Here is a 20,340-nt window from a genome sequence, read left to right as displayed (position 1 = left end):
TGTCTCGGCGTCAAACGTTCGTCGGACCGTTGCCCCGGCGCTTGGCCATGTAGGCGTCGAACTCCTCGCGGTCCTTGGCCCGCTTCAGCTCCTCGACGAAGTTGCGGAAGTCGCGGGCCTCCTCGTCGAGCCTGCGGCGCTCTTCCTCGAGGCGCTCAAGCTCGCTGCGGCGGTACTCGTCGAAGGCCGCGTTGCCGGTGCTGGCGAAGCCGCCGAAGCCGGCAGGGCCGCGGGAGCGGAAGAGGTCGTCCTTGGCACGACCGAAGGTCTCGTTCAGGAAAGCCTTGGCCTCGTCGTATTTCGGATATCCACACATTTTCCACACCAGGTAGGCCAGCGCGAGCGGCCAGACGAAGATGAAGCCCAGAATGATGCCGGCGATCTCCAGACCGCGGCCGGGCTTGCGCCCGCGGCGGCAGTCGGTCCGGTTTTCCCACGGCCCCACATGCGGGCCCGCGTTCCAGGCGGCGGAGGCAGAATCTGACATCGAAGGGGTCCTATGTTAATGCTAACAACATTAACATGCCCATCGATCTTGGCGCTTTCAAGGGACTGACGTCAAAAATTCGACTTGGGGTCTATGCTCGGCCTTTCAGGGCCCCGTGGACGAGGGCGAGGACGCCGGCGCGCAGGAGTTCGTACTTGTCCGGCAGGCCGGGGCCTTTCGGCAGCTGGCCGGCAGCATCGAGGGTGGCGATTCCGTGGGACAGGGCCCAGACCTCGATCGCGATGAAGCGCACGTCGACACCCTGGAACCCCTCCGGGAAGGTGTTGGAGAGGGCCTGAACCAGGAAGTCGAAGGCGTTGCCGGCGGGTTTGTCCCCGCTGTCCACAGCCTTGGCCCAGAACGGCGCACAGGCCTCGCCCTCGGCGGGCTTGGCCGAAAACATGGCCGTATAGAAGCCGGGCTCCTGCTCGGCGAAGGCGAGATAGGCCTCGCCCATGCGGGTGAACCGCTCCAGCGCCGTGCCCTCGCCCTGCAGGGCCCGGCCGAGGCGCTTGGCCAGCTCGTCGTAGCCCCGGAAGGCCACCTCGGCCACCAGCGCATCCCGGCCCCGGAAGTGGCGGTAGAGCGCGGCCGGGGTCACGCCCACGAGCTTGGCCGCGTCGGCCAGGGTGAACCCGCCGATGCCGCGCTCGGCAATGAAGCGCTGCGCCGCCTCGATCAGCGCCTCCTTCAGATTGCCGTGGTGATAGCCCTGCCGGTCGAACGGGCCGCGCCAATGCCGCATGATGGGTTCCTACTCTCTGCCTGCCATCTTAGGCCCCCGGTGCGGTGGAAGCCAGGATGGAAAAGCTCATAGAGTGAACATCGTTGTGAGCGAAGAGGTTCAGAAAAGTTTCTCTCAAGAGAGGTCAAAGGGCGTCATCCCGGCCGAGCAAAGCGAGAGCCGGGATCGCCGGCAGAATCAGGCACCATTCTCGTCCAACGATCCCGGATCTCCGCTACGCTCCGTCCGGGACGACTGAACGTCGATGAAATCAACGCGACACCGGCACCCGTGACGTTCGGCCTTCGACCTGCCATATACGGCCCATGATCGATCATCCGACGCGCGATGTGGGCTTTGGCGTCTATGTCCATTGGCCCTTCTGCGCCTCCAAATGCCCTTATTGCGACTTCAACAGCCATGTGCGCCACCAGCCGGTGGACCAGGAGCGGTTCCTTGCGGCCTTCCGGCGCGAGATCGCCCACACGGCGGCGCGCATTCCGGGCAGGACGGTCACGAGCGTGTTCTTCGGCGGCGGCACGCCTTCGCTCATGAAGCCTGAGACCGTGGGTGCCATCCTCGATGCCATCGCCGGCGCCTGGGCCATCGATCCGAAGGCCGAGGTGACCCTGGAGGCCAATCCCACCAGCGTCGAGGCGGAGCGCTTCCGCGGCTACCGCCATGCCGGCATCAACCGGATCTCCCTCGGTGTCCAGGCGCTCAACGATGCCGATCTGAGACGCCTCGGCCGGATGCATTCGGTCGATGAGGCCCTGGGCGCGGTGAAGATCGCCGCTTCCATCTTCGAGCGCTACTCCTTCGACCTGATCTATGCCCGTCCGGGCCAGACACCTCAGGCCTGGGGCGCGGAGCTGGAGGAGGCGATTTCCCATGCGGTGGAGCACCTGTCGCTCTACCAGCTCACCATCGAGCCCGGTACCTGGTTCCAGCGCCTCTACGACGCCGGCAAGATCACCGTGCCGGACGAGGAGACCGGCCGCGCGCTCTACGACATCACGCAGGAGGTGTGCGAGAAGCACGGCCTTCCGGCCTACGAGATTTCGAATCATGCGAGGCCCGGCGCGGAATCGCAGCACAACCTGCTCTACTGGCGCTACGGCGAATATGCCGGCATCGGCCCCGGCGCCCATGGCCGCCTGGTCACCGGCAATGCACGGCTTGCCACCGCGACGGAGAAGCACCCGGAGACGTGGCTGGAGCTGGTCGAGCGCGAAGGCCATGGCGTCATCGACGAGGAGGTGCTGACCTCCGAGGCCGAGGGCGACGAGTTCCTGCTCATGGGCCTGCGGTTGAAGGAAGGTGTCGATCCGCGGCGCTACGAAGCGTTCACGGGCAAGACGCTCAACCAGCGCGGCTTGCGCATTCTCGAGGAGGAGGGCCTGATCCGCCACGACGGCTCACGCCTGGCGGTGACGCCGAAGGGGTTCCCGGTCCTTAATGCGGTCATCGCGGAACTCGCAGCCTAGGCCGAGCGTCGTGTCTTGAGCAGCCCATTGAAGGGCTGTCAGGAGCGGGTTCATGCCATCACCTGAAAGCTTTGTCCTCTTCTTTGCCGCGGCTCTGCTCATCGCGATCACGCCTGGCCCGGGACTGTTCTATGTGACCGCTCGAACTCTGGCCGGCGGACGCAGGGAAGGGATCGCTTCCTCCTGCGGCACCGCCATCGGCGGCCTCGTCCATGTGCTTGCCGGGGCATTCGGGGTCTCGGCCCTGGTGATGGCGAGCGCCGAGGCATTCACGCTTCTCAAGCTTTTCGGCGCCGCTTATCTGGTCTGGCTCGGGTTCAAGACGATCCGGGAAGCGAAGGCCGAGGCGCTTACGGACGTCTCGGCCTCGGGGCCATGGCGAGCCTTCCGTGACGGCGTTCTGGTCGAGGCTCTGAATCCCAAGACCGCAGCCTTCTTCCTCGCCTTCATTCCGCAATTCGTCCGCCTGGATCAGGGCGGCGTCGCGCTTCAGTTCGTTATGCTTGGACTGGTCTCGATCGCCCTGAACACGCTTGGGGCTGTTCTTGTCACCCTCATGGCATCCCGGGCCCGAGACGGCCTCGCCCGCCGGCCTCATGTCATCCGGCGCGTCCGTCAGGCTTCGGGGACGGTCATGTGCGGCCTCGGCGCCCTTCTTGCGCTCGCGCGTCGGCCGGCCTGACCTAACCCTTCACCTTGCTTTCGATCACGTCCCAGACCCTCACGGCGAGATCCGGGCCGCCGAGGCGCTTGATGGCGCGCAGGCCTGTGGGGGCGGTCACGTTGATCTCCGTGAGGTTGCCGTCGATCACGTCGATGCCCACCAGAATCAGACCCATGCGCTTCAGGTCCGGGCCGATGGTCTCGCAGATCTCGCGCTCGCGCGGCGTCAGGTCCGTGGGCTTCGCCGCACCGCCGCGCACCATGTTGGAGCGGATGTCGTTCGCCACCGGCACCCGGTTGATGGCGCCTGCCGCCTCGCCATCGATGAGGATGATGCGCTTGTCGCCTTCCGTGATCTTCGGCAGGAAGCGCTGGATCACCCAGGGCTCGCGGAACAGGTTAGAGAACAGGTCGTAGAGCGAGCCGAAATTCGGATCCTCACGCCCGACCTTGAACACGCTCGCGCCGCCATGGCCGTAGAGCGGCTTCATCACCACGTCGCCATGCTCGCGGCGGAACTCCTCGATCTCTTGCCTGTCGCGGGAGATCAGCGTCGGCGGCATGAGGTGGGGAAAATGGGTGACGAAGATCTTTTCCGGCGCGTTGCGCACATGGGTCGGATCGTTGACCACGAGCGTCTTCGGGTGGATGCGCTCCAGGAAATGGGTGGCGGTGATGTAGGCCAGGTCGAAGGGCGGGTCCTGTCGCATGAGCACCGTGTCCACGCTCGACAGATCGACCCGCTCGGGCGCTCCCAGGGTGAAGTGATCGCCTTCCACGTCCCGCACCTCGATGGGCTCGGCCATGGCGATCACCGCGCCGTCGCGCAGGGAGAGGCGGTCGGGCGTGTAGTGGAGAACCCGATGCCCCCGCCGCTGGGCTTCGAGAAGGAGCGCAAAGCCGGTATCGCCCGCAATCTTGATGCTGCGGATGTGATCCATCTGGAACGCAACGGTAAGGCTCATGGGTCGGGTCTCCTCGCGAAGGAGGGTTATTGGCCTGAAAAACCGGGAAGGCAACTCCCGGCCGCAGGCCCTGTGAACGAAAACGGGAGAGGTGGGTTATCCAACAGCCCCGCTTCAGCAAGCCTCTTGCAGATCCTCTCCCGCTTGTCCATGTGATAGCCATGCCCCGCCGCGCCCTTCTCATCGTCAATGCCAAGAGCCGCAGCGGCGCCGCCCAGCGCGACATCGCCATCGAGCGCCTGCGGGACCACGGAATCGAGCCCGTTCACGTGGAATGCGCCCGCCGCGAGGACCTGTCGCCGCTCATCGTCCAGCATGCCAGGGACGTGGATTGCGCCGTGGTCGGCGGCGGCGACGGCACGCTGAATGCGGCAGCCTTCGGCGTGATCGAGGCCGGGCTGCCGCTGGGCATCCTGCCGCTCGGCACGGCCAACGACCTTGCGCGCACCCTGGAGATCCCTTTCGATCTCGATGGGGCCGCCCAGGTCATCGCCGACGGACACACCCGCAAGATCGATCTCGGCATCGTCAACGGCGAGCCCTTCTTCAACGTGGCGAGCCTCGGGCTCTCGGCGGAACTGGCGCAGAAGCTGACGCGGGACATCAAGCGCCGCTGGGGCCGCTTGGGCTATGCCATGGTGGCCCTGAACGTGCTGCTCCACGCCAAGCCCTTCCGGGCGACGATCTACAGCGAGAACGAGGTTGCCCGCGTGCGGACCCTGCAGATCGCCGTCGGCAACGGACGCTTCTACGGGGGAGGCAATGCGGTCGAGCAGGATGCGGCGATCGACGACCACCACCTCGATCTCTACAGCTTGGAACTGGAGCGGGCCTGGAAGCTCGCCCTGATGGCGCGCTCGTTCCGGCATGGGCGGCACGGGGCCTGGAACGAGGTGCGCGCCGTGCGCGCCAAGGAGTTCGACATCCGCACCCGCAAGCCCAAGCCCGTCAATGCGGACGGCGAGATCGTCACGCAGACGCCCGCGCATTTCTCCATCCGGCCTGCGGCGGTGACGGTGCTGGCGCCGAAGACGGCGAAGGGTTGAGACTTGCGCTGATGCCCGCAGGTTCAGGGCATCTCCAGCTCGAAGGCCGAGGCGATATGCTGCGGCCATTGACCCGGCGCGACGAACACCGCATCCGCGCGCCAGGTCTTGCCCGCGGCCCACGCATTGCGCGAGAGCCACGCGCGTGCCGCGCGGGAGAAGCGCTGGCGCTTCCTGGCGGTGATGGCGAAGCGCGCATCCTCCATGGATCCGCGTGCCTTCACCTCGACGAAGGCGATGGTGCTGCCGCGCATGACGATCAGGTCGATCTCCCCGCCGGAGGCCGCATAGCGGCGCGCGAGCGGGCGGTAGCCCTTCATCAGGAGCAGCAGCAGCGCGATCCACTCGGCGCGGTGGCCGCGCAGAAAGGTCGCTTCGCGGCGTGCCAACGCTTTCTCGCTCTGTCGCATCTCCCTGCGCAAGACCGCATACAGCTTTGCGGGGAAATGCTTGAGCGCGCTCCTCATTCGCCCTTCTTCGCGAGCGTCAGGGCGCGGGCATAGACCTCACGTTTGGGCAGATCGAGTTCCGCCGCCACGAGCGCCGCCGCATCCTTGATCGAGTGGTTCTTCAGCGCCGCCTCCAGCCTGCCGTCGAGCGCCGCATCGGCTTCCGCCGCGTGCATCTCCTTCGTCGCCTCGCCGATCAGCACCACGATCTCGCCCTTCGGCGGCCCCTCCTCGGCGAACTGCCGCGCGAGTTCGGGCAAGGTGCCGCGCCGGATGGTCTCGAACATCTTGGTCAGCTCGCGCGCCACCACGGCCTGACGCTCGCCCAGAACCTCGGCGGCGTCGGCGAGCATCTCGGGCAGGCGGTGCGGTCCTTCGAAGAGCATCAGCGTGCCGGGGATCGAGCCGATCGTGGCGAGCCTTGCCCGGCGCGCGGCGCTCTTGGGCGGCAGGAAGCCCTCGAAGAAGAAGCGATCCGTGGGGAGGCCCGAAGCCACGAGGGCGGTGAGCACCGCGGAAGGGCCCGGGATCGGCGTGACGGACAACCCTTCCTCGATGGCGGCCTGGACGAGCTTGTAGCCTGGGTCCGAGACCAGAGGCGTGCCGGCATCGGATACGAGGGCCAGGGCCTGCCCCTCGCGGATGCGGTGGATCATGCGCTCGCGCACGGCATCGTTGGAATGCTCGTGATAGGCCACGAGCGGCGTGGTGATGCCGTAATGAGCCAGCAGCGTCTTCGTCACCCGCGTATCCTCGGCCAGGATCGCATCGGCGGCCGCGAGCACGCTGAGCGCGCGAAAGGACACGTCCTGCAGGTTGCCGATGGGGGTCGCGACCACATAGAGGCCGGGCGAGAGGGGCTTGGCCTCGGCGGCGAGGCCGAAGGCGGTGAAGGTGGCGATCCGCTCAGGGATCTCGCGTCGCTTGGTCCGGTTGTCGATTCTCTGCGTCATTGTCCGGCACTTTTGCATGAAGGAGCCGCCTTGCGGAAGCGGCGGGTGAGCCTGCGGTCTCGGTTTGAGAAACAATGTTTACTTTTTGCTGTCACGCTTCCTCGAGGTGACGAAAGCTGTTTCCCAAGGGGGTGGAGATGGCGCGCGTATCGTTTGCGGCAGCCGGGGCGCTCGCAGGCCGGGCTGCTTGGGCCATCGTATTGGCCGGCTCGCTGGCCCTGTCCGGCTGCATCGGCTCCGGCAGCCTGTTGCCGCCGCGCAAGACGAGCCAGCCTCGGCCCGCCGTCCCCGTCGAGCCGGCCTATGCCGCCGGCGCCGGGGTGGCGGAGGCTCCATCCGGCTCTCCGGGAGGGAGCACCACCATCGGCAGCGGCCCCGTCAAGGTGGCCCTGATCCTGCCCATGACCGCACCGGGTCAGGGGGCGATGGTGGCGCAGAGCATGCGCAACGCCGCCGAGCTGGCCTTGGGCGAGTTCCAGGGGTCGGACATCACCCTCCTGGTCAAGGACGACCGCGGCACGCCGGAGGGGGCGCAGGCCGCCGCCCAGCAGGCTCTTGCGGAGGGGGCCGAGCTCGTCATCGGCCCGCTCTTCGCGGGCTCGGTCCAGGCGGCCGGGCAGGTGGCGCGGGAGAGGGGCAGGCCGGTCATCGGGTTCTCGACCGATGCGAGCGTCGCCACCCGCGGCGTCTATCTCCTGAGCTTCCTGGTGCAGGAGGAGGTCGACCGCATTGTCTCCTTCGCGGCGGCCCAAGGCCGCCGCTCCATCGCGGCGCTGATCCCTGAAACGCAATATGGCCGCGTGGCCGAGGTGCGGCTGCACCAGATTGCAGCCCGGCAGGGCATCCGCATCGCTGCGATCGAGCGCTATCAGCCCGGACAGCCTCAGGCGGCCGTGCAGCGTCTGGCCCCGGTCATCGGCGGCTCCGCGCCCCAGGCCGACGCGCTGTTCATCCCCGACAGCGGCGATGGGCTGCCTGCCGTGGCCCAGGCTCTGCCGATGGCGGGCTACGATCGCCTGCGGGTCAAGCCGCTCGGCACCGGCATCTGGAACGAGCCGCGGGTGCTGGCGCTGCCGGCTCTTCAGGGCGGCTGGTTCGCCGCGCCCGACAATCGCGGCTTCGATGCTTTCGCCGAGCGCTACCGGGCGCGCTTCAACAGCGATCCGATCCGGCTCGCGACGCTCTCCTACGATGCGGTGACGCTCGCGGCGGCGCTGGCGCGCATGCAGGGCGTGCAGGGCTTCAGCGACGCCACGCTCACCAATCCTGCGGGCTTCGCCGGCGCCGACGGCGTGTTCCGCTTCAACCCCGACGGCACCAACAGCCGCGCCTTGACGGTGCAGGAGATCCGGGGCGGGGCGGCCGTCGCGATCAGCGGTGCGCCGCGGACGTTGGTGACGGGGAACTAAAGCCATCTCCAGAACAACTCAACCTCATCCTGAGGAGCAGCCGTGAGGCTGCCTCTCGAAGGAGGATTCAGTGCTCTCTAGAGTCTCCTTCGAGACGGTCGCTCCGCGACCTCTTCAGAATGAGGACAGAGAGTTTGGAAAAGTTACTTGCGCGTCAGCGTCGCGCTTAAGTCTGGCTTGTTGTTGAGGGTCTGGAAGACGACGCAGTAGCGCTCGGTGAGCTTGAGCAGCTGATCGATCTTCTCCTGCGGCGCATCCGTGTCGACCTCGAAGGAGAGGCGGATGTTCTTGAAGCCCACGGGCGCGGTCTTGTCGACGCCGAGCGTGCCGCGGAAGTCGAGGTCGCCCTCCGCCTTCACGGCGCCGTGGCGCAGATCGATCTCGAGGGCTGTGGCAACGGCCTTCAGCGTCACGCCGGCGCAGGCGACGAGCGCCTCGAGCAGCATGTCGCCGGAGCACAGCTCCGCACCCGAGCCGCCGGTGGCCGGGTGGAGGCCCGCGACGGCGAGCGCGCGGCCGGTCTCGACCTTGCACGCGATGTGCTGCTCGTCGAGGGTGCCTTGCGCCTTCAAGGTGATGACGGCGGCGTTCGGATCGCTGCGGTACTGATCCTTCAGCGGCGCCTGGAGGGCGCGAAGGGTGGTCGCATCCATGATGATGTCCTTGAATCTGTTACCACCATAGCGCCGCGGCCTGTCGGTCGCGTTCGCGCTGGGGCTGTGCTTGAGGAGCTTTGAGGGAATGGTCCAGGGCCGTCAAGACGCGGCGCACGGAGGTCTCGAAGGGAAGCCCCGTCCTGTCGCGCGGACGCGAGAGCGTGAGCGGCAACTCGTCGAAGATCCGGCCGGGCTTGGGCTGCATCACGACGGCGCGGTCGGCGAGCGTCACCGCCTCCTGCACGTCGTGTGTGACGAGCACCACGGTCGGGCGCGTCTCCTCCCACAGGCCGAGCAGGTGCTCGTGCAGGCTCGCGCGGGTGAAGGCGTCGAGCGCCGAGAACGGCTCGTCGAGGAGCAGCACCTTCGGGTTGGTGACAAACGCGCGCGCAATCGACACGCGCTGCTGCTGTCCGCCCGAAAGATCGCGCGGCCAGCGCCTGGCATGCTCGGCGAGGCCGATCTTTTCCAGCGCATGCTCGACGCGGGCCTTCTTCTCGGCGGCGCTCACGCCGGCGAGACCGAAGGCAATGTTGTCGAAGACCGACAGCCAAGGCAGCAGGCGCGGCTCCTGGAACACGATGCCGACGGCCGGATGCGGACCGGAGAGCCGCTCGCCGTCGAGGCGGATCTGCCCGGCGCTTTCGCGATCGAGCCCGGCGATGAGGCGCAGCAGCGTGGTCTTGCCGCAGCCCGAGCCGCCGATCAGAGAAACGATCTCGCCCTCGTGCACGGTGAGATTGATGTCGGAGAGCGCCCGCGTGCCGTCGGCATAGGTCTTGGAGAGATGTTCGAGACTGAGCATCACAGCCTCTCCCGCACGGTGTCCTGCCAGCGCACGAGCGGCTTCGTGGCGGCAACCAATAGGCTGTCTGCGATCTTGCCCAGCAGCGCGAAGGCGATGATGGCGGCGAGGATCTGGTCGGGCTTGCCCATCTGCTGCCCGTCGACGAGGAGATAGCCGAGGCCTTCCGACGCTCCCATGAACTCGGCCGCGACCACGAACATGAAGCCGAGGCCCAGGCCCGAGCGCAGGGCGATCACGGCTTCCGGCAGAACGGCGGGCAGCAGGATGCGCCGGGCGAGCTGGAGGCGCGAGAGGCGGAACACGTGGCCGACCTCCACGAGCTTGCGGTCGACGGAGAGGATCGCGCCCGCGATGCCGAGATAGACCGGGAAGAACACGCCCACCGCGATGAGCGCCACCTTCGAAGCCTCGAAGATGCCGAGCCAGAGAATGAACAGCGGCACCCAGGCGATGGAGGGGATCGCGCGCAGGGCCTGCAGGGTCGGATCGAGCAGGTGCCGGACGGTCTTGCTGGAACCGGACAGGGCGCCGAGCACGATGCCGGCGGCTGCGCCGATGACGAAGCCCACGAGGACGCGCCAGAGCGTCATCCAGGCGTGGGTCCACAATTCGCCGGTCTGGGCGAGTGCCCAGAGCGTTGCGACAATGCGGCTCGGCGGCGGCACGAGGCGGCCTTCGGCGAGGCCGAAGGAGACCGCAGCCTCCCAGAGAAGCGCAACGGCGATGGGTAATAAAAAGCCGAGAAGGATGCGCCCGTCGAAGGCGCGTCGCTTCTCGGCAAGGGCAGGGGCCGCGAGAGCGGCGGCACCCTCATGGGAGGACCAGGCTTGGCTCGTGGCTGGGCCTGTCACGGCGCTCTCCCGTGATGAAATCATCAGCGCGACGCGGTGGCGAAGCGGCGGTCGATCAGGGCATCGACGGCGGCACGCACGTTGGTCTCAGGCGTAATGACGCCGGCCTGCTGCAGGGCGAGGCCCGCGGCGAGGATCGTGTCCACCTGCGCCTGACCGATGGAGGAATGGGTCAGCTCCGTGCGCTCGAGCTGGCGCTCGATCACCGGATCGGGCAGCTTGGTGTAGGCGATCAGGGACTTCTTCAGCTCGTCCTTGTTGGCCAGCGCGTATTTGCGCGCCTCCTCATAGGCCTTGAGCACGCGCTCCACGAGGGCCGGGTTCTCCTTGGCGAAAGCCTCCGAGACATTGAGCACGCCCCAGGTGTTGGCGCCGGCGTTGCGGTAGAAGAGCTGAGCGCCGCTTTCGATTTCGGCGGCAGCCATGAGAGGGTCGAGGCCGGCCCAGGCATCAACATCGCCGCGCTCGAGCGCCGTGCGGCCGTCGGGATGCTGAAGGAGGACGAGCTTCACGTCCTTCTCGGTGAGCTTGGCTTCCTGCAGGGCGCGCACCAGGAAGATGTGCGGATCGGTGCCGCGGGTCACGGCGACGCGCTTGCCCTTCAGGTCCTCGACCTTGGCGATGCCCGTGTCCTTGCGGGTCACGAGGGCCGTCCATTCCGGGCGGGAATAGACATAGATCGACTTGATCGGGTTGCCATTGACCTTGCCGATGAGGGCGGCGGCGCCGGCGGTGGAGCCGAAATCGATGGAGCCCGCGTTGAGGAATTCGAGGGCCTTGTTGGAGCCGAGCGACTGTACCCAGCGCACCTTGATGCCGTCCTTCTCCAGCTCCTTCTCCAAGAAGCCCTTGTCCTTGAGCACGAGGCTGACCGGATTGTAGGTGGCGAAGTCGATGCGGATTTCTTTGGGCTGCGCGATGGCGCCGGTGGCGAGCGCCGTCAGGCCGGCGGCGACGGAGGCGGCAAGGAGGAGGCGACGGGTCAGGCTCATCGGAGTGGTCCCATGTTGGGCGCATGGGAGCCGCGTGAGGCGCCCGGCGCTTTAGCTGCACTTGTTTCGCGCCCGCAATCTGCATGCTCAAATCGGCGCGTATCCTTTTTATAGAACAGCCCGTTTGTTGCGTCAAACGATATTTCTTATAAAGAACATCTTATCCGGTTTGCCGGATAGATCCAGTTCGTCCTTGGACGAAGTCATGTTCGGGTGGTCGGCCAACGGCGCCTCGTATACGGTTGCTCCATGTCGTCCGAGAGTTCTCAAAACCTTCTGCACAGCCTCGGCAGCCAGCCTGTCCGGGACGCCGCCGACCTGCGCGGCAGGCTCGTTCCCGTCCTCAAGGCCTTCCTCGACGAGGGCAGAACCGAGGCGGAGGCGAGGCTGCTGGAAAGCCAGGACGGCCTCGCCTGCGCCCGTTATCTCTGCGAGCGGATGGACCGGCTGGTGGAGATCGCCCACGACGCTGTGGTCGAGCATCTCTATCCTGCCGCCAATCCGTCTGCCGGCGAGCGTCTTGCGGTCGTCGCAACCGGCGGCTACGGCCGCGGCACCCTGGCGCCGGGCTCCGACGTCGATCTCCTGTTCCTCCTGCCCTACAAGCAGACCGCCTGGAGCGAGAGCGTGGTCGAGGCGATGCTCTACGTGCTGTGGGACCTCAAGCTGAAGGTGGGGCACGCCACCCGCTCCGTGGAGGAGTGCCTGCGCGAGGCCCAAGCCGACATGACGATCCGCACCTCCCTGCTCGAGGCGCGATTCCTGTTCGGCGATCACGACCTCTTCAACGACTTGGCCAGGCGGTTCGACAAGGAAATCGTCGCCACTTCCGCGCCGGCCTTCGTCGATGCGAAGCTCAAGGAGCGCGATGCGCGCGTCGCCAAGGCCGGCGCCTCCCGCTACCTCGTCGAGCCCAACGTGAAGGACGGCAAGGGAGGCTTGCGCGACCTCAACACGCTCTTCTGGATCGCGAAATACGTCTATCGGGTGAAGGAGCCCGAGGAGCTGGTGACCGCAGGCCTCTTCACGCGGGACGAGTTCAACCTGTTCGCCCGCTGCGAGGAGTTCCTGTGGCGGGTGCGCTGCCACATGCATTTCGCCACCGGACGCGCCGAAGAGCGCCTGACCTTCGACCTGCAGCGCACCATCGCCGAGCGCATCGGCTTTGCTCCCCGGGGCGGATTGTCGGCGGTCGAGCGGTTTATGAAAGCCTACTTCCTGATCGCCAAGGATGTGGGTGATCTGACGGCCATCGTCTGCGCCGAGCTCGAGGCGCGCCAGACCAAACGCCGTCCCATGCTCGACCGTGTTTTCGGCCGCTTCCGCCGCCGCGGCGGCGCGCTGGTGAGCGACGGCTTCATCATCGACAACAACCGCCTCAACGTCGAGAACGAAGGGGTGTTCGGGCGCGATCCGGTGAACCTGATCCGGCTCTTCTGGCTCGCCGACCGGCACAATCTCGCCATCCATCCCGATGCGACGCGCCTTGCCACCCGCTCGCTCAAGCTCATCGGCCCGGGCTTGCGCAACGATCCGGAGGCCAACAAGCTTTTTCTCGACATCATCACCTCGAAGAACGCACCGGAGGTGGTGCTGCGTCTCATGAACGAGGCCGGCGTTCTCGGCCGCTTCGTGCCGGATTTCGGGCGCATCGTCGCGATGATGCAGTTCAACATGTATCACCACTATACGGTGGACGAGCATCTTATCCGCTCGGTCGGCGTGCTGCGCGAGATCGAGGCGGGTCATCTCGGCAAGGAGCATCCGCTCGCCGACCGGATCTTCCCCACCATCCGCAACCGGCGCGCGCTCTATGCCGCGGTCTTCCTGCACGACATCGCCAAGGGGCGGCCGGAGGATCACTCGGTGGCCGGAGCGGCCATCGCCCGCAAGCTCGGGCCGCGCTTCGGCCTCAGCGATGCGGAGACCGACACGGTCGCCTGGCTCGTCGAGCACCATCTGCTGATGTCGAACACGGCGCAGAGCCGCGACCTGTCCGATCCCGCCACCATCAAGAGCTTTGCCGAGGTGGTGCAGACCATGGAGCGCCTGAAGCTCCTGCTCGTGCTCACCATCGCCGACATCCGGGCCGTCGGGCCCGGCACATGGACCGGCTGGAAGGGCCAGCTCCTGCGCAACCTCTACCACGAGACGGAGGTGATCCTCGGCGGCGGCGCCGTGGACATCGCCCGCTCCGAGCGCGTGCGCCTCGCTCAGGAGCAGCTGAGGGCCGAGCTGCCCGACTGGTCCGATGCGGAATTCGAATCCTACGCCGCCCGCCATACGCCGGGCTATTGGATCAAGACCGACGAGACACGGCGGGCGAAGCAGGCCCGGCTCCTGAGGGAATCGGAGAAGGACGGACAGACCGTCACCACGGCCTACGAGACGGACCAGTTCCGGGGCGTGACCGAGCTCACCATCCTCTCCCCGGACCATCCGCGCCTGCTCGCGATCATCACCGGCGCCTGCGCGGCGTCCGGCGGCAACATCGTCGACGCGCAGATCTTCACCACCACCGACGGCATCGCGCTCGACACCATCGTGCTCTCCCGCGCCTTCGACCGGGACGAGGACGAACTGCGCCGGGCCGGACGGGTGGCCACGGCCATCGAGAGGGCGCTGAAGGGCGAGGTGAGGATCGCCGACCTCGTGGGCGGCAGAAGGCCGGCGAAGGAGCGCTCGAGGGCCTTCCACGTGCCGCCGGAGGTGACCATCGACAATTCCCTGTCGAGCCGCCAGACGGTGATCGAGGTCTCGGGCCTCGACCGGCCGGGCCTGCTCTACGATCTCACCACGGCCCTGGGCAAGCTCAACCTCAACATCGCCTCGGCCCATATCGTGACCTTCGGCGAGAAGGCCGTGGACGTGTTCTACGTGACGGACCTGACCGGCACGAAGATCACCCATGCGGGCCGTCAGGCCACCATCCAGCGGGCCCTGCTCGATGTGTTCAGGACGGAGGAAACCGAGGCGCCCCAGAAGCGCAGCGCTTGATTTGTGGCGCCTTCGACCTGATATGTGCCCCGAACCCTTCTCTTCCCATCTTCAGTTGATCGATCATGAATCCGAACGACACGGAAAACCAGAACGCGGCCCCGCAGGCCGAGCCCGCCAACGATGCGGCTCCCGAGGCGGCTTCCGCGCCCGAGGCCGACCCGATCGCCGTTCTTGAGGCCGAGAAGGCGGATCTGAAGGACAAGCTCCTGCGCCTGATGGCCGACATGGAGAACCTGCGCCGCCGCACCGAGCGCGAGATCGCCGATGCCCGCACCTATGCGGTGGCCAACTTCGCCCGCGACATGCTCAACGTGGCCGACAACATCCGCCGCGCCATCGAAAGCGTGCCGGAGGAGGCGAGCAAGACCGCCGAGGGCGCCTTCAAGGGCCTGATCGAGGGCATCGACCTCACCGAGCGCGACATGCTCAAGACCCTTGAGCGGCACGGGGTGAAGAGGCTCGACCCGCAGGGCCAGAAATTCGACCCGAACCTGCACCAGGCCATGTTCGAGATTCCCAACGCCGAGGTTCCCAACGGCACGGTCCTGCAGGTGGTCCAGTCCGGCTACGTCATCGGCGAGCGCGTGCTGCGCCCGGCCCTCGTGGGAGTTTCCAAGGGCGGCCCGAAGGCGGCCGCCAACGGCGCCGGGGCCGAGACGGCGGATAATTCATCGGCGTCGTAACGAAGCCGCTATTCCAGATTGCGCGTGTGTCCCCTCTCCCCTTGTGGGGGAGAGGGCCGGTTGCGCAGCCCGTGAGCGAGCGGCAGTTGCCTGAAACGGACCTGCATGATCAATACGGGAGCGTCTCACGGCTCCAACGGGCAAGGTCGGCTTCTCGGTGTCTTTCCTCCAAAACCTCCCCTTCGAGGCCATCGGCGTTGCCGTTTTCGCGCTCTCCGGCGCCTTGATGGCGGCCCGCAAGGGCATGGACCCGTTCGGCTTCGCGCTGCTGGCCACCCTCACGGGGGTCGGCGGCGGCACCGTGCGGGATCTGCTCATCGGGGCAAGGCCCGTCTTCTGGGTGGGCGACCCGAGCGACGTGCTGGTCTGCCTGATCGTGGCGGAGCTGGTCTTCGCGCTCGGCCCCAGGCGGGTGGCCTGGATCGAGGGCGGCAGGCAGGGACGCGTCCTGATCTGGGCGGACGCCCTGGGACTTGCCCTCTTTGCCGTCTCCGGGACCGGCAAGGCGCTCGCCGCCGGCGTGCCCGCCCTTTCGGCGGTGGCGCTGGGCACCATCACCGCCACCTTCGGCGGCATCATTCGCGACATCTTCGCCGGGACGCTCCCCCTCGTCCTGCGTCAGGAGATCTACGTCACGGCGGCCGCGCTCGGGGCCGCCGTCATGGTGGCGCTGCAGGCCGTCGGGCTCGATCCGTTCGTCAGCGCCGCCGCCGGCTTCGTCGCGGCCTTCGGCTTGCGGGCGCTCGCCATTCTGCGCGGCTGGTCGCTGCCGGCCTTTCCGGCGCGGGACTAGATCATTTTTCGGCGAAGCGGATCCGGTTCGCCGTCAAAAGATGCGGCAAACCAAGAAAAGAGATGATTCCATGCCAATGAAACAGCTCTAGGGGTTCATCTCGACGCCGTCGATCACGGCCCGGAACCGCGGCAGGTGCTGGTCCCGCTGCTCGACCCGGGTCATGCCCACCATGCGCACGTAGCGGCCCGATTCGAAGCGGATGGTCTGCATCACGATCACCGGCTGGCCGGATTCCGCCTCCACCGCCTTGGCGACGATCTCGTGCCAGTCCTGCCCCCTGAAGCGGAAGGATTCCGAGCGTTCGATCTTGATGTCCTGCAGGATCTGGTTGGAGTTGAGCGCCGCCCGGGCGAATTGGTTGCGCCGCTCGCCCGCCGGGGGCGGAGGGGCGAGGGAGGAGGCGACGATCAGCACCGGCTGCTCCACACCCTTGATCGTATCCTTGGGGCCGTCGGTGAACAGGGCGGAGTTGCCCGTCATCACGCGCACCGGGCGAAAGCCCGCCGTGTCGCCGAGCCGGAAGGGCAGGGCCGCGATCTGCTCCTCCAGGGAGACCGGGCCGCGCAGGGCCACGCTCTTCAGGGCCTCGCGGATCTGCGCCTCGCTGTAGCCGTCCTCGCCGCCGCGAACCTGGGCCACGACCAGGCCGGCCATGTCCGCGCCCTTGATCGCGAGCAGCCATTTGCGGCCCTGCACGGGTCCCAGCATGGTGCCGCCGATGAGCATGCCTTCCATGCCGCCGAGCTTGACGGGCTCGCGGGAGGTCTCGTCCAAGCCCTGACGCTTCAGGGCCTCCTTCGTGAAGCCGCCGACCAGCTGCTCGTAGGCGGCGGCCGGCATTTCCACCAGGGTGATGGCGGCCGCCTTCTCCTCGTTCTCGAAGCCGCTGAACCGGCGCGACACGGTCATGTCCTTCGGCGGCACGAGGCCGAGCCGCGAAGCGGGCGGAAAGACGGGCTCCGCCGCCAGGGCGGCTTGAAAGGACAACAGGAGGCCGAGGGCGGCGAATGCCAATGCTTTCATGAATGCCCCTCCGGGACGGCAACATCATCTCGGGTGAAGCTAAAGCGGCTTTTCCACCTTGCGCAAGGTGAGATTGAGCCGCCCGCCCTGGGGCAGCAGGTCGGAGCTTCCGGGCAGGAGCCGGTCGATGCCGTGATGGATCAGCCGCGCCGGGCCGCCGAACACGATGGCATCGCCGGAGCGGAGCTTGACCGATTTCGTCGGATCCTTCCGGTCCAGGCCGCCGTAGCGGAACAGCGCCGTGTCGCCGAGCGACAGGGACACGACGGGCGCCTCGAACTCCTCCTCGTCCTTGTCCTGGTGCATCCCCATGCGGGCGCTCTGTTCGTAGAAATTGATCAGGCAGGCATCGGGCGGGTGCGGGTAGGAGCTCAGCTCCTCCCAGGCGCGCAGCACCTGATCGGGCATGGCGGGCCAGGGCTCGCCCGTCTCGGGATGGGTAGGCTGGTAGCGGTAGCCCTGCACGTCCGACACCCAGCCCAGCCGCCCGCAATTGGTCATGCGCACGGAAAACGGCTTGCCCGTGCGCGGCATGCGCGGGGTGAAGAGAGGCGCAGCCTTCGTGATGGCGCGCAGCGCCTGGAGCAGCCGCTCCTGCGCCGGGCGGTCGAGATAGTCGGGATGGTAGACGAGGCCGGGAGCGAGGGTGATGGAGGGCATGAATTTATTTTGCACGTTCACCGCAGCACGTCATCACCGGCCCTGTGCCGGTGATCCCGATTGTTCGGAGCGCTGCGCTTCCTTCTCAGAAGAGAGATGGCCGGGACAAGCCCGGCCATGACATGCGAGGGGATGCGAAGCGTACGCCTTATCCCTCCAGCACCTTCTTGTCGGCCACCGTCGTATCCTCGTTGAGCCTGTAGACCAGCGGGATCCCGGTCGCGAGCTCGAGGCCCGGGATCGTCTCGGAGGTCAGGCCGTCGAGCACCATCACGAGGGCGCGCAGCGAGTTGCCGTGCGCGGCGACCAGCACGCGCTCGCCGCGCATCACGCGGGGCAGGATCTCGCGGATGTAGTAGGGCAGCACGCGGGCCACCGTGTCCTTCAGGCTCTCGCCCCCGGGCGGCGGCACGTCGTAGGAGCGGCGCCAGAGATGGACCTGCTCCTCGCCCCAGCGGGCGCGGGCATCGTCCTTGTTGAGGCCGGAGAGGTCGCCGTAGTCGCGCTCGTTCAGTGCCTGGTCCGCAATGGTCCTGAGGTCGGGCTGGCCGATCTCTTCCAGGATCAGCTTGCAGGTCCGCTGCGCCCGGGAAAGGTTGGAGGTGAAGGCGATGTCGAACTGGACGCCCATCTCCCTCAGCCGCTGGCCGGCCGTTCTCGCCTCCTGGATGCCGAGATCGGTGAGCCCCGGATCCTTCCAGCCGGTGAACAGGTTCTTGAGGTTCCATTCGCTCTGGCCGTGGCGGGCAAGCACAAGAAGGCGATCCATGCTGAGAGTTCTCCGATGTGATCCCCTCCCCCTTGCGGGGAGGGGTAGGGGTGGGGGTGGTTCGACCGGGTGAGAGATCAGATAGACGAGATGCTGTACTGGTCTAGTTGCCCAAACAATTCAGCCTTCAGCTTTGACTTTCCGACCCCCACCCTTGGTCCCTCCCCGACACAAGTCGGGTGTTCCCGACTTGTGCAAGAAGATACCCATCTCGGGCAAGCCCGAGATGGGTGGGGAGGGAAGAAGCGCTAGAGCCGATCGAGGCCGAGAACATCGGCCATGGTGTAATAGCCCGGCTTCTTGTCAAAGCCCCAGAGCGCGGCCTTCACCGCGCCCCGGGCGAAGAGGGCGCGGTCCTCGGCCCGGTGCGACAGCTCCAGGCGCTCGCCGGCGCCTGCGAAGATCACCGAATGCTCGCCGACCACGGTGCCGCCGCGCAGGGTCGCGAAGCCGATGTCGCCCGGATTGCGCGCGCCCGTATGCCCGTCGCGGCTGCGCACGGAGCGCTCCTTCAGCGACACCTTCCGTCCCTCGGCCGCCGCCTCGCCCAGCAGCAGGGCGGTGCCGGATGGCGCGTCCACCTTCATGCGGTGGTGCATTTCGAGGATCTCGATGTCGAAGTCTTCACCCAGGATTGCCGCTGCCTTGCGCACGAGGGCCGCGAGCAGGTTGACCCCGAGCGACATGTTGCCGGACTGGATGATGCGCGCATGCCGCGCGGCCGCCTCCAGCTTGGCGAAGTCGGCTTCTGCCAAGCCCGTCGTGCCGATCACGTGGACGATGCGCGCCTGGGCGGCCAGCGCCGCGAAGGCCGTGGTGGCGGCGGGCGCCGTGAAGTCGAGCACGCCGTCGGCCCGGGCGAAGACGGGCAGGGGATCGTCGGTCACGGTCACGCCGAGCGGGCCCGTTCCGGCGAGAAGCCCGGCATCCTGTCCGAGGGCGGGGGATCCCTTCCGCTCGATGGCGCCGACGAGGGTGCAGCCTTCCGTCTCGGCCACGGCCTTGATGAGCATGCGCCCCATGCGCCCGGCGGCCCCCACCACGACAAGTCGCATCTCGCTCATGGCCGTTCTCCTCTGATGTCGGGCCCGGATATAGCGGCTCGGGGGGCGGCTGAGAAGCGCTGCAAACCTCCCTCTCCCCTGCGCGGGAGAGGGTGCCCTGCGAAGCAGGGTGGGAGAGGGGCTGTGCTTGCCCTGACGTCCCCTCTCCCGGCTCACTATCGTTCGCCACCCTCTCCCGCGCAGGGGAGAGGGCTAATAGCGCCGCGCTAACCCGGCTGCGGCCCCTCGTAGCCTTCGATGATGATGATGTCGGCGACCGCGTGGCCGTCGCGCTCGGCCTTGGCCGCCTGATACTCGGGCGAATCCCAGCAGGCGAGCGCCGCCTCGTAGGTGGGGAACTCGATCACCACGTTGCGGGCGCGTGCATCGCCCTCGGCGATCCGATACGCGCCGCCGCGCACGAGAAAGCGGGCGCCGTATTTGGCGAAGGGCACCGCATTCGCCTTCACATAGTTCTGATAGGCGTCGGGGTTGGAGACGTCGACGCGGCCGATCCAGTAGCCCTTCATCACTCGGCTCCCTCGACGAGCACGAATTCGGCGATGCAGGCGCCCTCGCGCTTGGCCTTGGCCGCCTGGTACTCGGGCGAGTGATAATAAGTCCTGGCCTGCTCCACCGAGTCGAACTCGATCACCACGTTGCGCGGGCGCGCCTCGCCCTCAAGCGCTTCGTAGGCGCCGCCGCGGACCAGCGGACGACCGCCATATTGCTTGATCGCCGCCGTCGCGCCCTTGGCGTATTCCGCGTAAGCCTCGGGATTCGTGACGGTGACGCGGGCAATCACATAGCCTTTGGGCATCGGGCGCTCCTTTGAGATTTCGGGTGACGCAGCGAACGCGAGAGGCGGCTGATCGT

22 protein-coding genes are annotated in these 20,340 nt (G+C 67.1%); 7 read left to right on the top strand and 15 right to left on the bottom strand.

All coding sequences use genetic code 11. The features are described 5' to 3' along the window. Positions 1-10 precede the first annotated feature (10 nt). Both GR303_RS09050 and GR303_RS09045 read right to left on the bottom strand, forming a co-directional pair. Complete coding sequence (locus tag GR303_RS09050; RefSeq protein WP_161722249.1) at positions 11-487, bottom strand: DUF2852 domain-containing protein; 477 nt, start codon at positions 485-487, stop codon at positions 11-13. Positions 488-578: 91 nt separating this feature from the next. Beyond that, on the bottom strand, positions 579-1,232 hold the full coding sequence (locus GR303_RS09045) for a TetR/AcrR family transcriptional regulator (RefSeq protein WP_161722250.1): 654 nt from the start codon (positions 1,230-1,232) through the stop codon (positions 579-581). A gap of 305 nt (positions 1,233-1,537) precedes the next feature. Here GR303_RS09045 and hemW point away from each other — a divergent pair, with 305 nt between their 5' ends. After that, positions 1,538-2,698, top strand: coding sequence for a radical SAM family heme chaperone HemW (hemW, locus tag GR303_RS09040; protein WP_161722251.1), 1,161 nt, complete (start codon positions 1,538-1,540; stop codon positions 2,696-2,698). Between the two features lie 52 nt (positions 2,699-2,750). Continuing rightward, positions 2,751-3,380, top strand: a complete 630-nt coding sequence (locus GR303_RS09035) for a LysE family translocator (RefSeq protein WP_161722252.1) — start codon at positions 2,751-2,753, stop codon at positions 3,378-3,380. A gap of 1 nt (position 3,381) precedes the next feature. Here the strand turns inward: GR303_RS09035 and gshB are convergent, their stop codons facing one another. Beyond that, a complete protein-coding gene (gene gshB / locus GR303_RS09030) occupies positions 3,382-4,326 on the bottom strand; it encodes a glutathione synthase (RefSeq protein WP_161722253.1) in 945 nt (314 codons plus the stop codon). Between the two features lie 161 nt (positions 4,327-4,487). Here gshB and GR303_RS09025 point away from each other — a divergent pair, with 161 nt between their 5' ends. Further along, positions 4,488-5,372 (top strand): lipid kinase, encoded by an 885-nt coding sequence (locus GR303_RS09025; RefSeq protein ID WP_161722254.1) that lies wholly within the window; start codon positions 4,488-4,490, stop codon positions 5,370-5,372. Positions 5,373-5,395: 23 nt separating this feature from the next. On the opposite strand, the gene GR303_RS09020 is transcribed toward GR303_RS09025, so the two are convergent. Then, positions 5,396-5,782 carry a YraN family protein gene (locus GR303_RS09020; RefSeq protein ID WP_161722312.1) on the bottom strand — a complete coding sequence of 129 codons (387 nt, stop codon included), beginning with the start codon at positions 5,780-5,782 and terminating at the stop codon, positions 5,396-5,398. Positions 5,783-5,835: 53 nt separating this feature from the next. Further along, on the bottom strand, positions 5,836-6,774 hold the full coding sequence (rsmI, locus tag GR303_RS09015; RefSeq protein WP_161722255.1) for a 16S rRNA (cytidine(1402)-2'-O)-methyltransferase: 939 nt from the start codon (positions 6,772-6,774) through the stop codon (positions 5,836-5,838). Positions 6,775-6,911: 137 nt separating this feature from the next. On the opposite strand from rsmI, the gene GR303_RS09010 reads away from it, so the two are divergent. Further along, the gene (locus GR303_RS09010; RefSeq protein ID WP_161722256.1) at positions 6,912-8,183 is read left to right on the top strand and encodes a penicillin-binding protein activator; all 1,272 of its coding nucleotides are present in this window, start codon (positions 6,912-6,914) and stop codon (positions 8,181-8,183) included. Positions 8,184-8,326: 143 nt separating this feature from the next. Here the strand turns inward: GR303_RS09010 and GR303_RS09005 are convergent, their stop codons facing one another. The 4 genes from GR303_RS09005 to GR303_RS08990 are packed head-to-tail and all read right to left on the bottom strand — an operon-like array spanning position 8,327 to position 11,490. Then, positions 8,327-8,836, bottom strand: coding sequence for an OsmC family protein (locus GR303_RS09005; RefSeq protein WP_161722257.1), 510 nt, complete (start codon positions 8,834-8,836; stop codon positions 8,327-8,329). Between the two features lie 19 nt (positions 8,837-8,855). Further along, positions 8,856-9,644 carry an ABC transporter ATP-binding protein gene (locus tag GR303_RS09000; protein WP_161722258.1) on the bottom strand — a complete coding sequence of 263 codons (789 nt, stop codon included), beginning with the start codon at positions 9,642-9,644 and terminating at the stop codon, positions 8,856-8,858. Beyond that, entirely contained in the window at positions 9,644-10,498 is an 855-nt protein-coding gene (locus tag GR303_RS08995; protein WP_161722259.1) for an ABC transporter permease subunit, read from the bottom strand. The genes GR303_RS09000 and GR303_RS08995 overlap by 1 nt, the downstream gene beginning before the upstream one ends. Before the next feature lie 23 nt (positions 10,499-10,521). Next, positions 10,522-11,490, bottom strand: coding sequence for an aliphatic sulfonate ABC transporter substrate-binding protein (locus tag GR303_RS08990; protein WP_161722260.1), 969 nt, complete (start codon positions 11,488-11,490; stop codon positions 10,522-10,524). Positions 11,491-11,739: 249 nt separating this feature from the next. Here GR303_RS08990 and GR303_RS08985 point away from each other — a divergent pair, with 249 nt between their 5' ends. The 3 genes from GR303_RS08985 to GR303_RS08975 all read left to right on the top strand — a co-directional run bounded on the left by GR303_RS08985 (position 11,740) and on the right by GR303_RS08975 (position 15,966). Next, positions 11,740-14,487, top strand: coding sequence for a [protein-PII] uridylyltransferase (locus GR303_RS08985; protein ID WP_161722261.1), 2,748 nt, complete (start codon positions 11,740-11,742; stop codon positions 14,485-14,487). 65 nt (positions 14,488-14,552) lie between these two features. Next, the gene (gene grpE / locus GR303_RS08980) at positions 14,553-15,173 is read left to right on the top strand and encodes a nucleotide exchange factor GrpE (RefSeq protein ID WP_161722262.1); all 621 of its coding nucleotides are present in this window, start codon (positions 14,553-14,555) and stop codon (positions 15,171-15,173) included. A gap of 157 nt (positions 15,174-15,330) precedes the next feature. Next, positions 15,331-15,966, top strand: a complete 636-nt coding sequence (locus GR303_RS08975; RefSeq protein ID WP_343038407.1) for a trimeric intracellular cation channel family protein — start codon at positions 15,331-15,333, stop codon at positions 15,964-15,966. 87 nt (positions 15,967-16,053) lie between these two features. Here the strand turns inward: GR303_RS08975 and GR303_RS08970 are convergent, their stop codons facing one another. The 6 genes from GR303_RS08970 to GR303_RS08945 all read right to left on the bottom strand — a co-directional run bounded on the left by GR303_RS08970 (position 16,054) and on the right by GR303_RS08945 (position 20,284). Continuing rightward, entirely contained in the window at positions 16,054-16,992 is a 939-nt protein-coding gene (locus tag GR303_RS08970; protein ID WP_161722263.1) for a hypothetical protein, read from the bottom strand. Between the two features lie 39 nt (positions 16,993-17,031). After that, positions 17,032-17,652 carry an alpha-ketoglutarate-dependent dioxygenase AlkB family protein gene (locus GR303_RS08965; protein ID WP_161722264.1) on the bottom strand — a complete coding sequence of 207 codons (621 nt, stop codon included), beginning with the start codon at positions 17,650-17,652 and terminating at the stop codon, positions 17,032-17,034. Between the two features lie 148 nt (positions 17,653-17,800). Next, positions 17,801-18,421, bottom strand: a complete 621-nt coding sequence (locus tag GR303_RS08960) for a 2,3-bisphosphoglycerate-dependent phosphoglycerate mutase (protein ID WP_161722265.1) — start codon at positions 18,419-18,421, stop codon at positions 17,801-17,803. A 248-nt stretch (positions 18,422-18,669) separates the two neighbouring features. After that, positions 18,670-19,476: a 4-hydroxy-tetrahydrodipicolinate reductase gene (gene dapB / locus GR303_RS08955; RefSeq protein ID WP_161722314.1), complete on the bottom strand. Its 807-nt coding sequence runs from the start codon at positions 19,474-19,476 to the stop codon at positions 18,670-18,672. A 215-nt stretch (positions 19,477-19,691) separates the two neighbouring features. Then, positions 19,692-19,997, bottom strand: coding sequence for a DUF1330 domain-containing protein (locus GR303_RS08950; RefSeq protein WP_161722266.1), 306 nt, complete (start codon positions 19,995-19,997; stop codon positions 19,692-19,694). Then, complete coding sequence (locus GR303_RS08945; RefSeq protein ID WP_161722267.1) at positions 19,994-20,284, bottom strand: DUF1330 domain-containing protein; 291 nt, start codon at positions 20,282-20,284, stop codon at positions 19,994-19,996. Before GR303_RS08945 ends, GR303_RS08950 begins: the two co-directional genes overlap by 4 nt. Positions 20,285-20,340: the final 56 nt, after the last annotated feature.

It is taken from the genome of Microvirga arsenatis, from assembly GCF_009910705.1.
Taxonomy (GTDB): domain Bacteria; phylum Pseudomonadota; class Alphaproteobacteria; order Rhizobiales; family Beijerinckiaceae; genus Microvirga; species Microvirga arsenatis.
The sequence above is the reverse complement of the archived record's forward strand: the minus strand, read 5'-3'. Positions and strand labels throughout refer to the sequence as shown.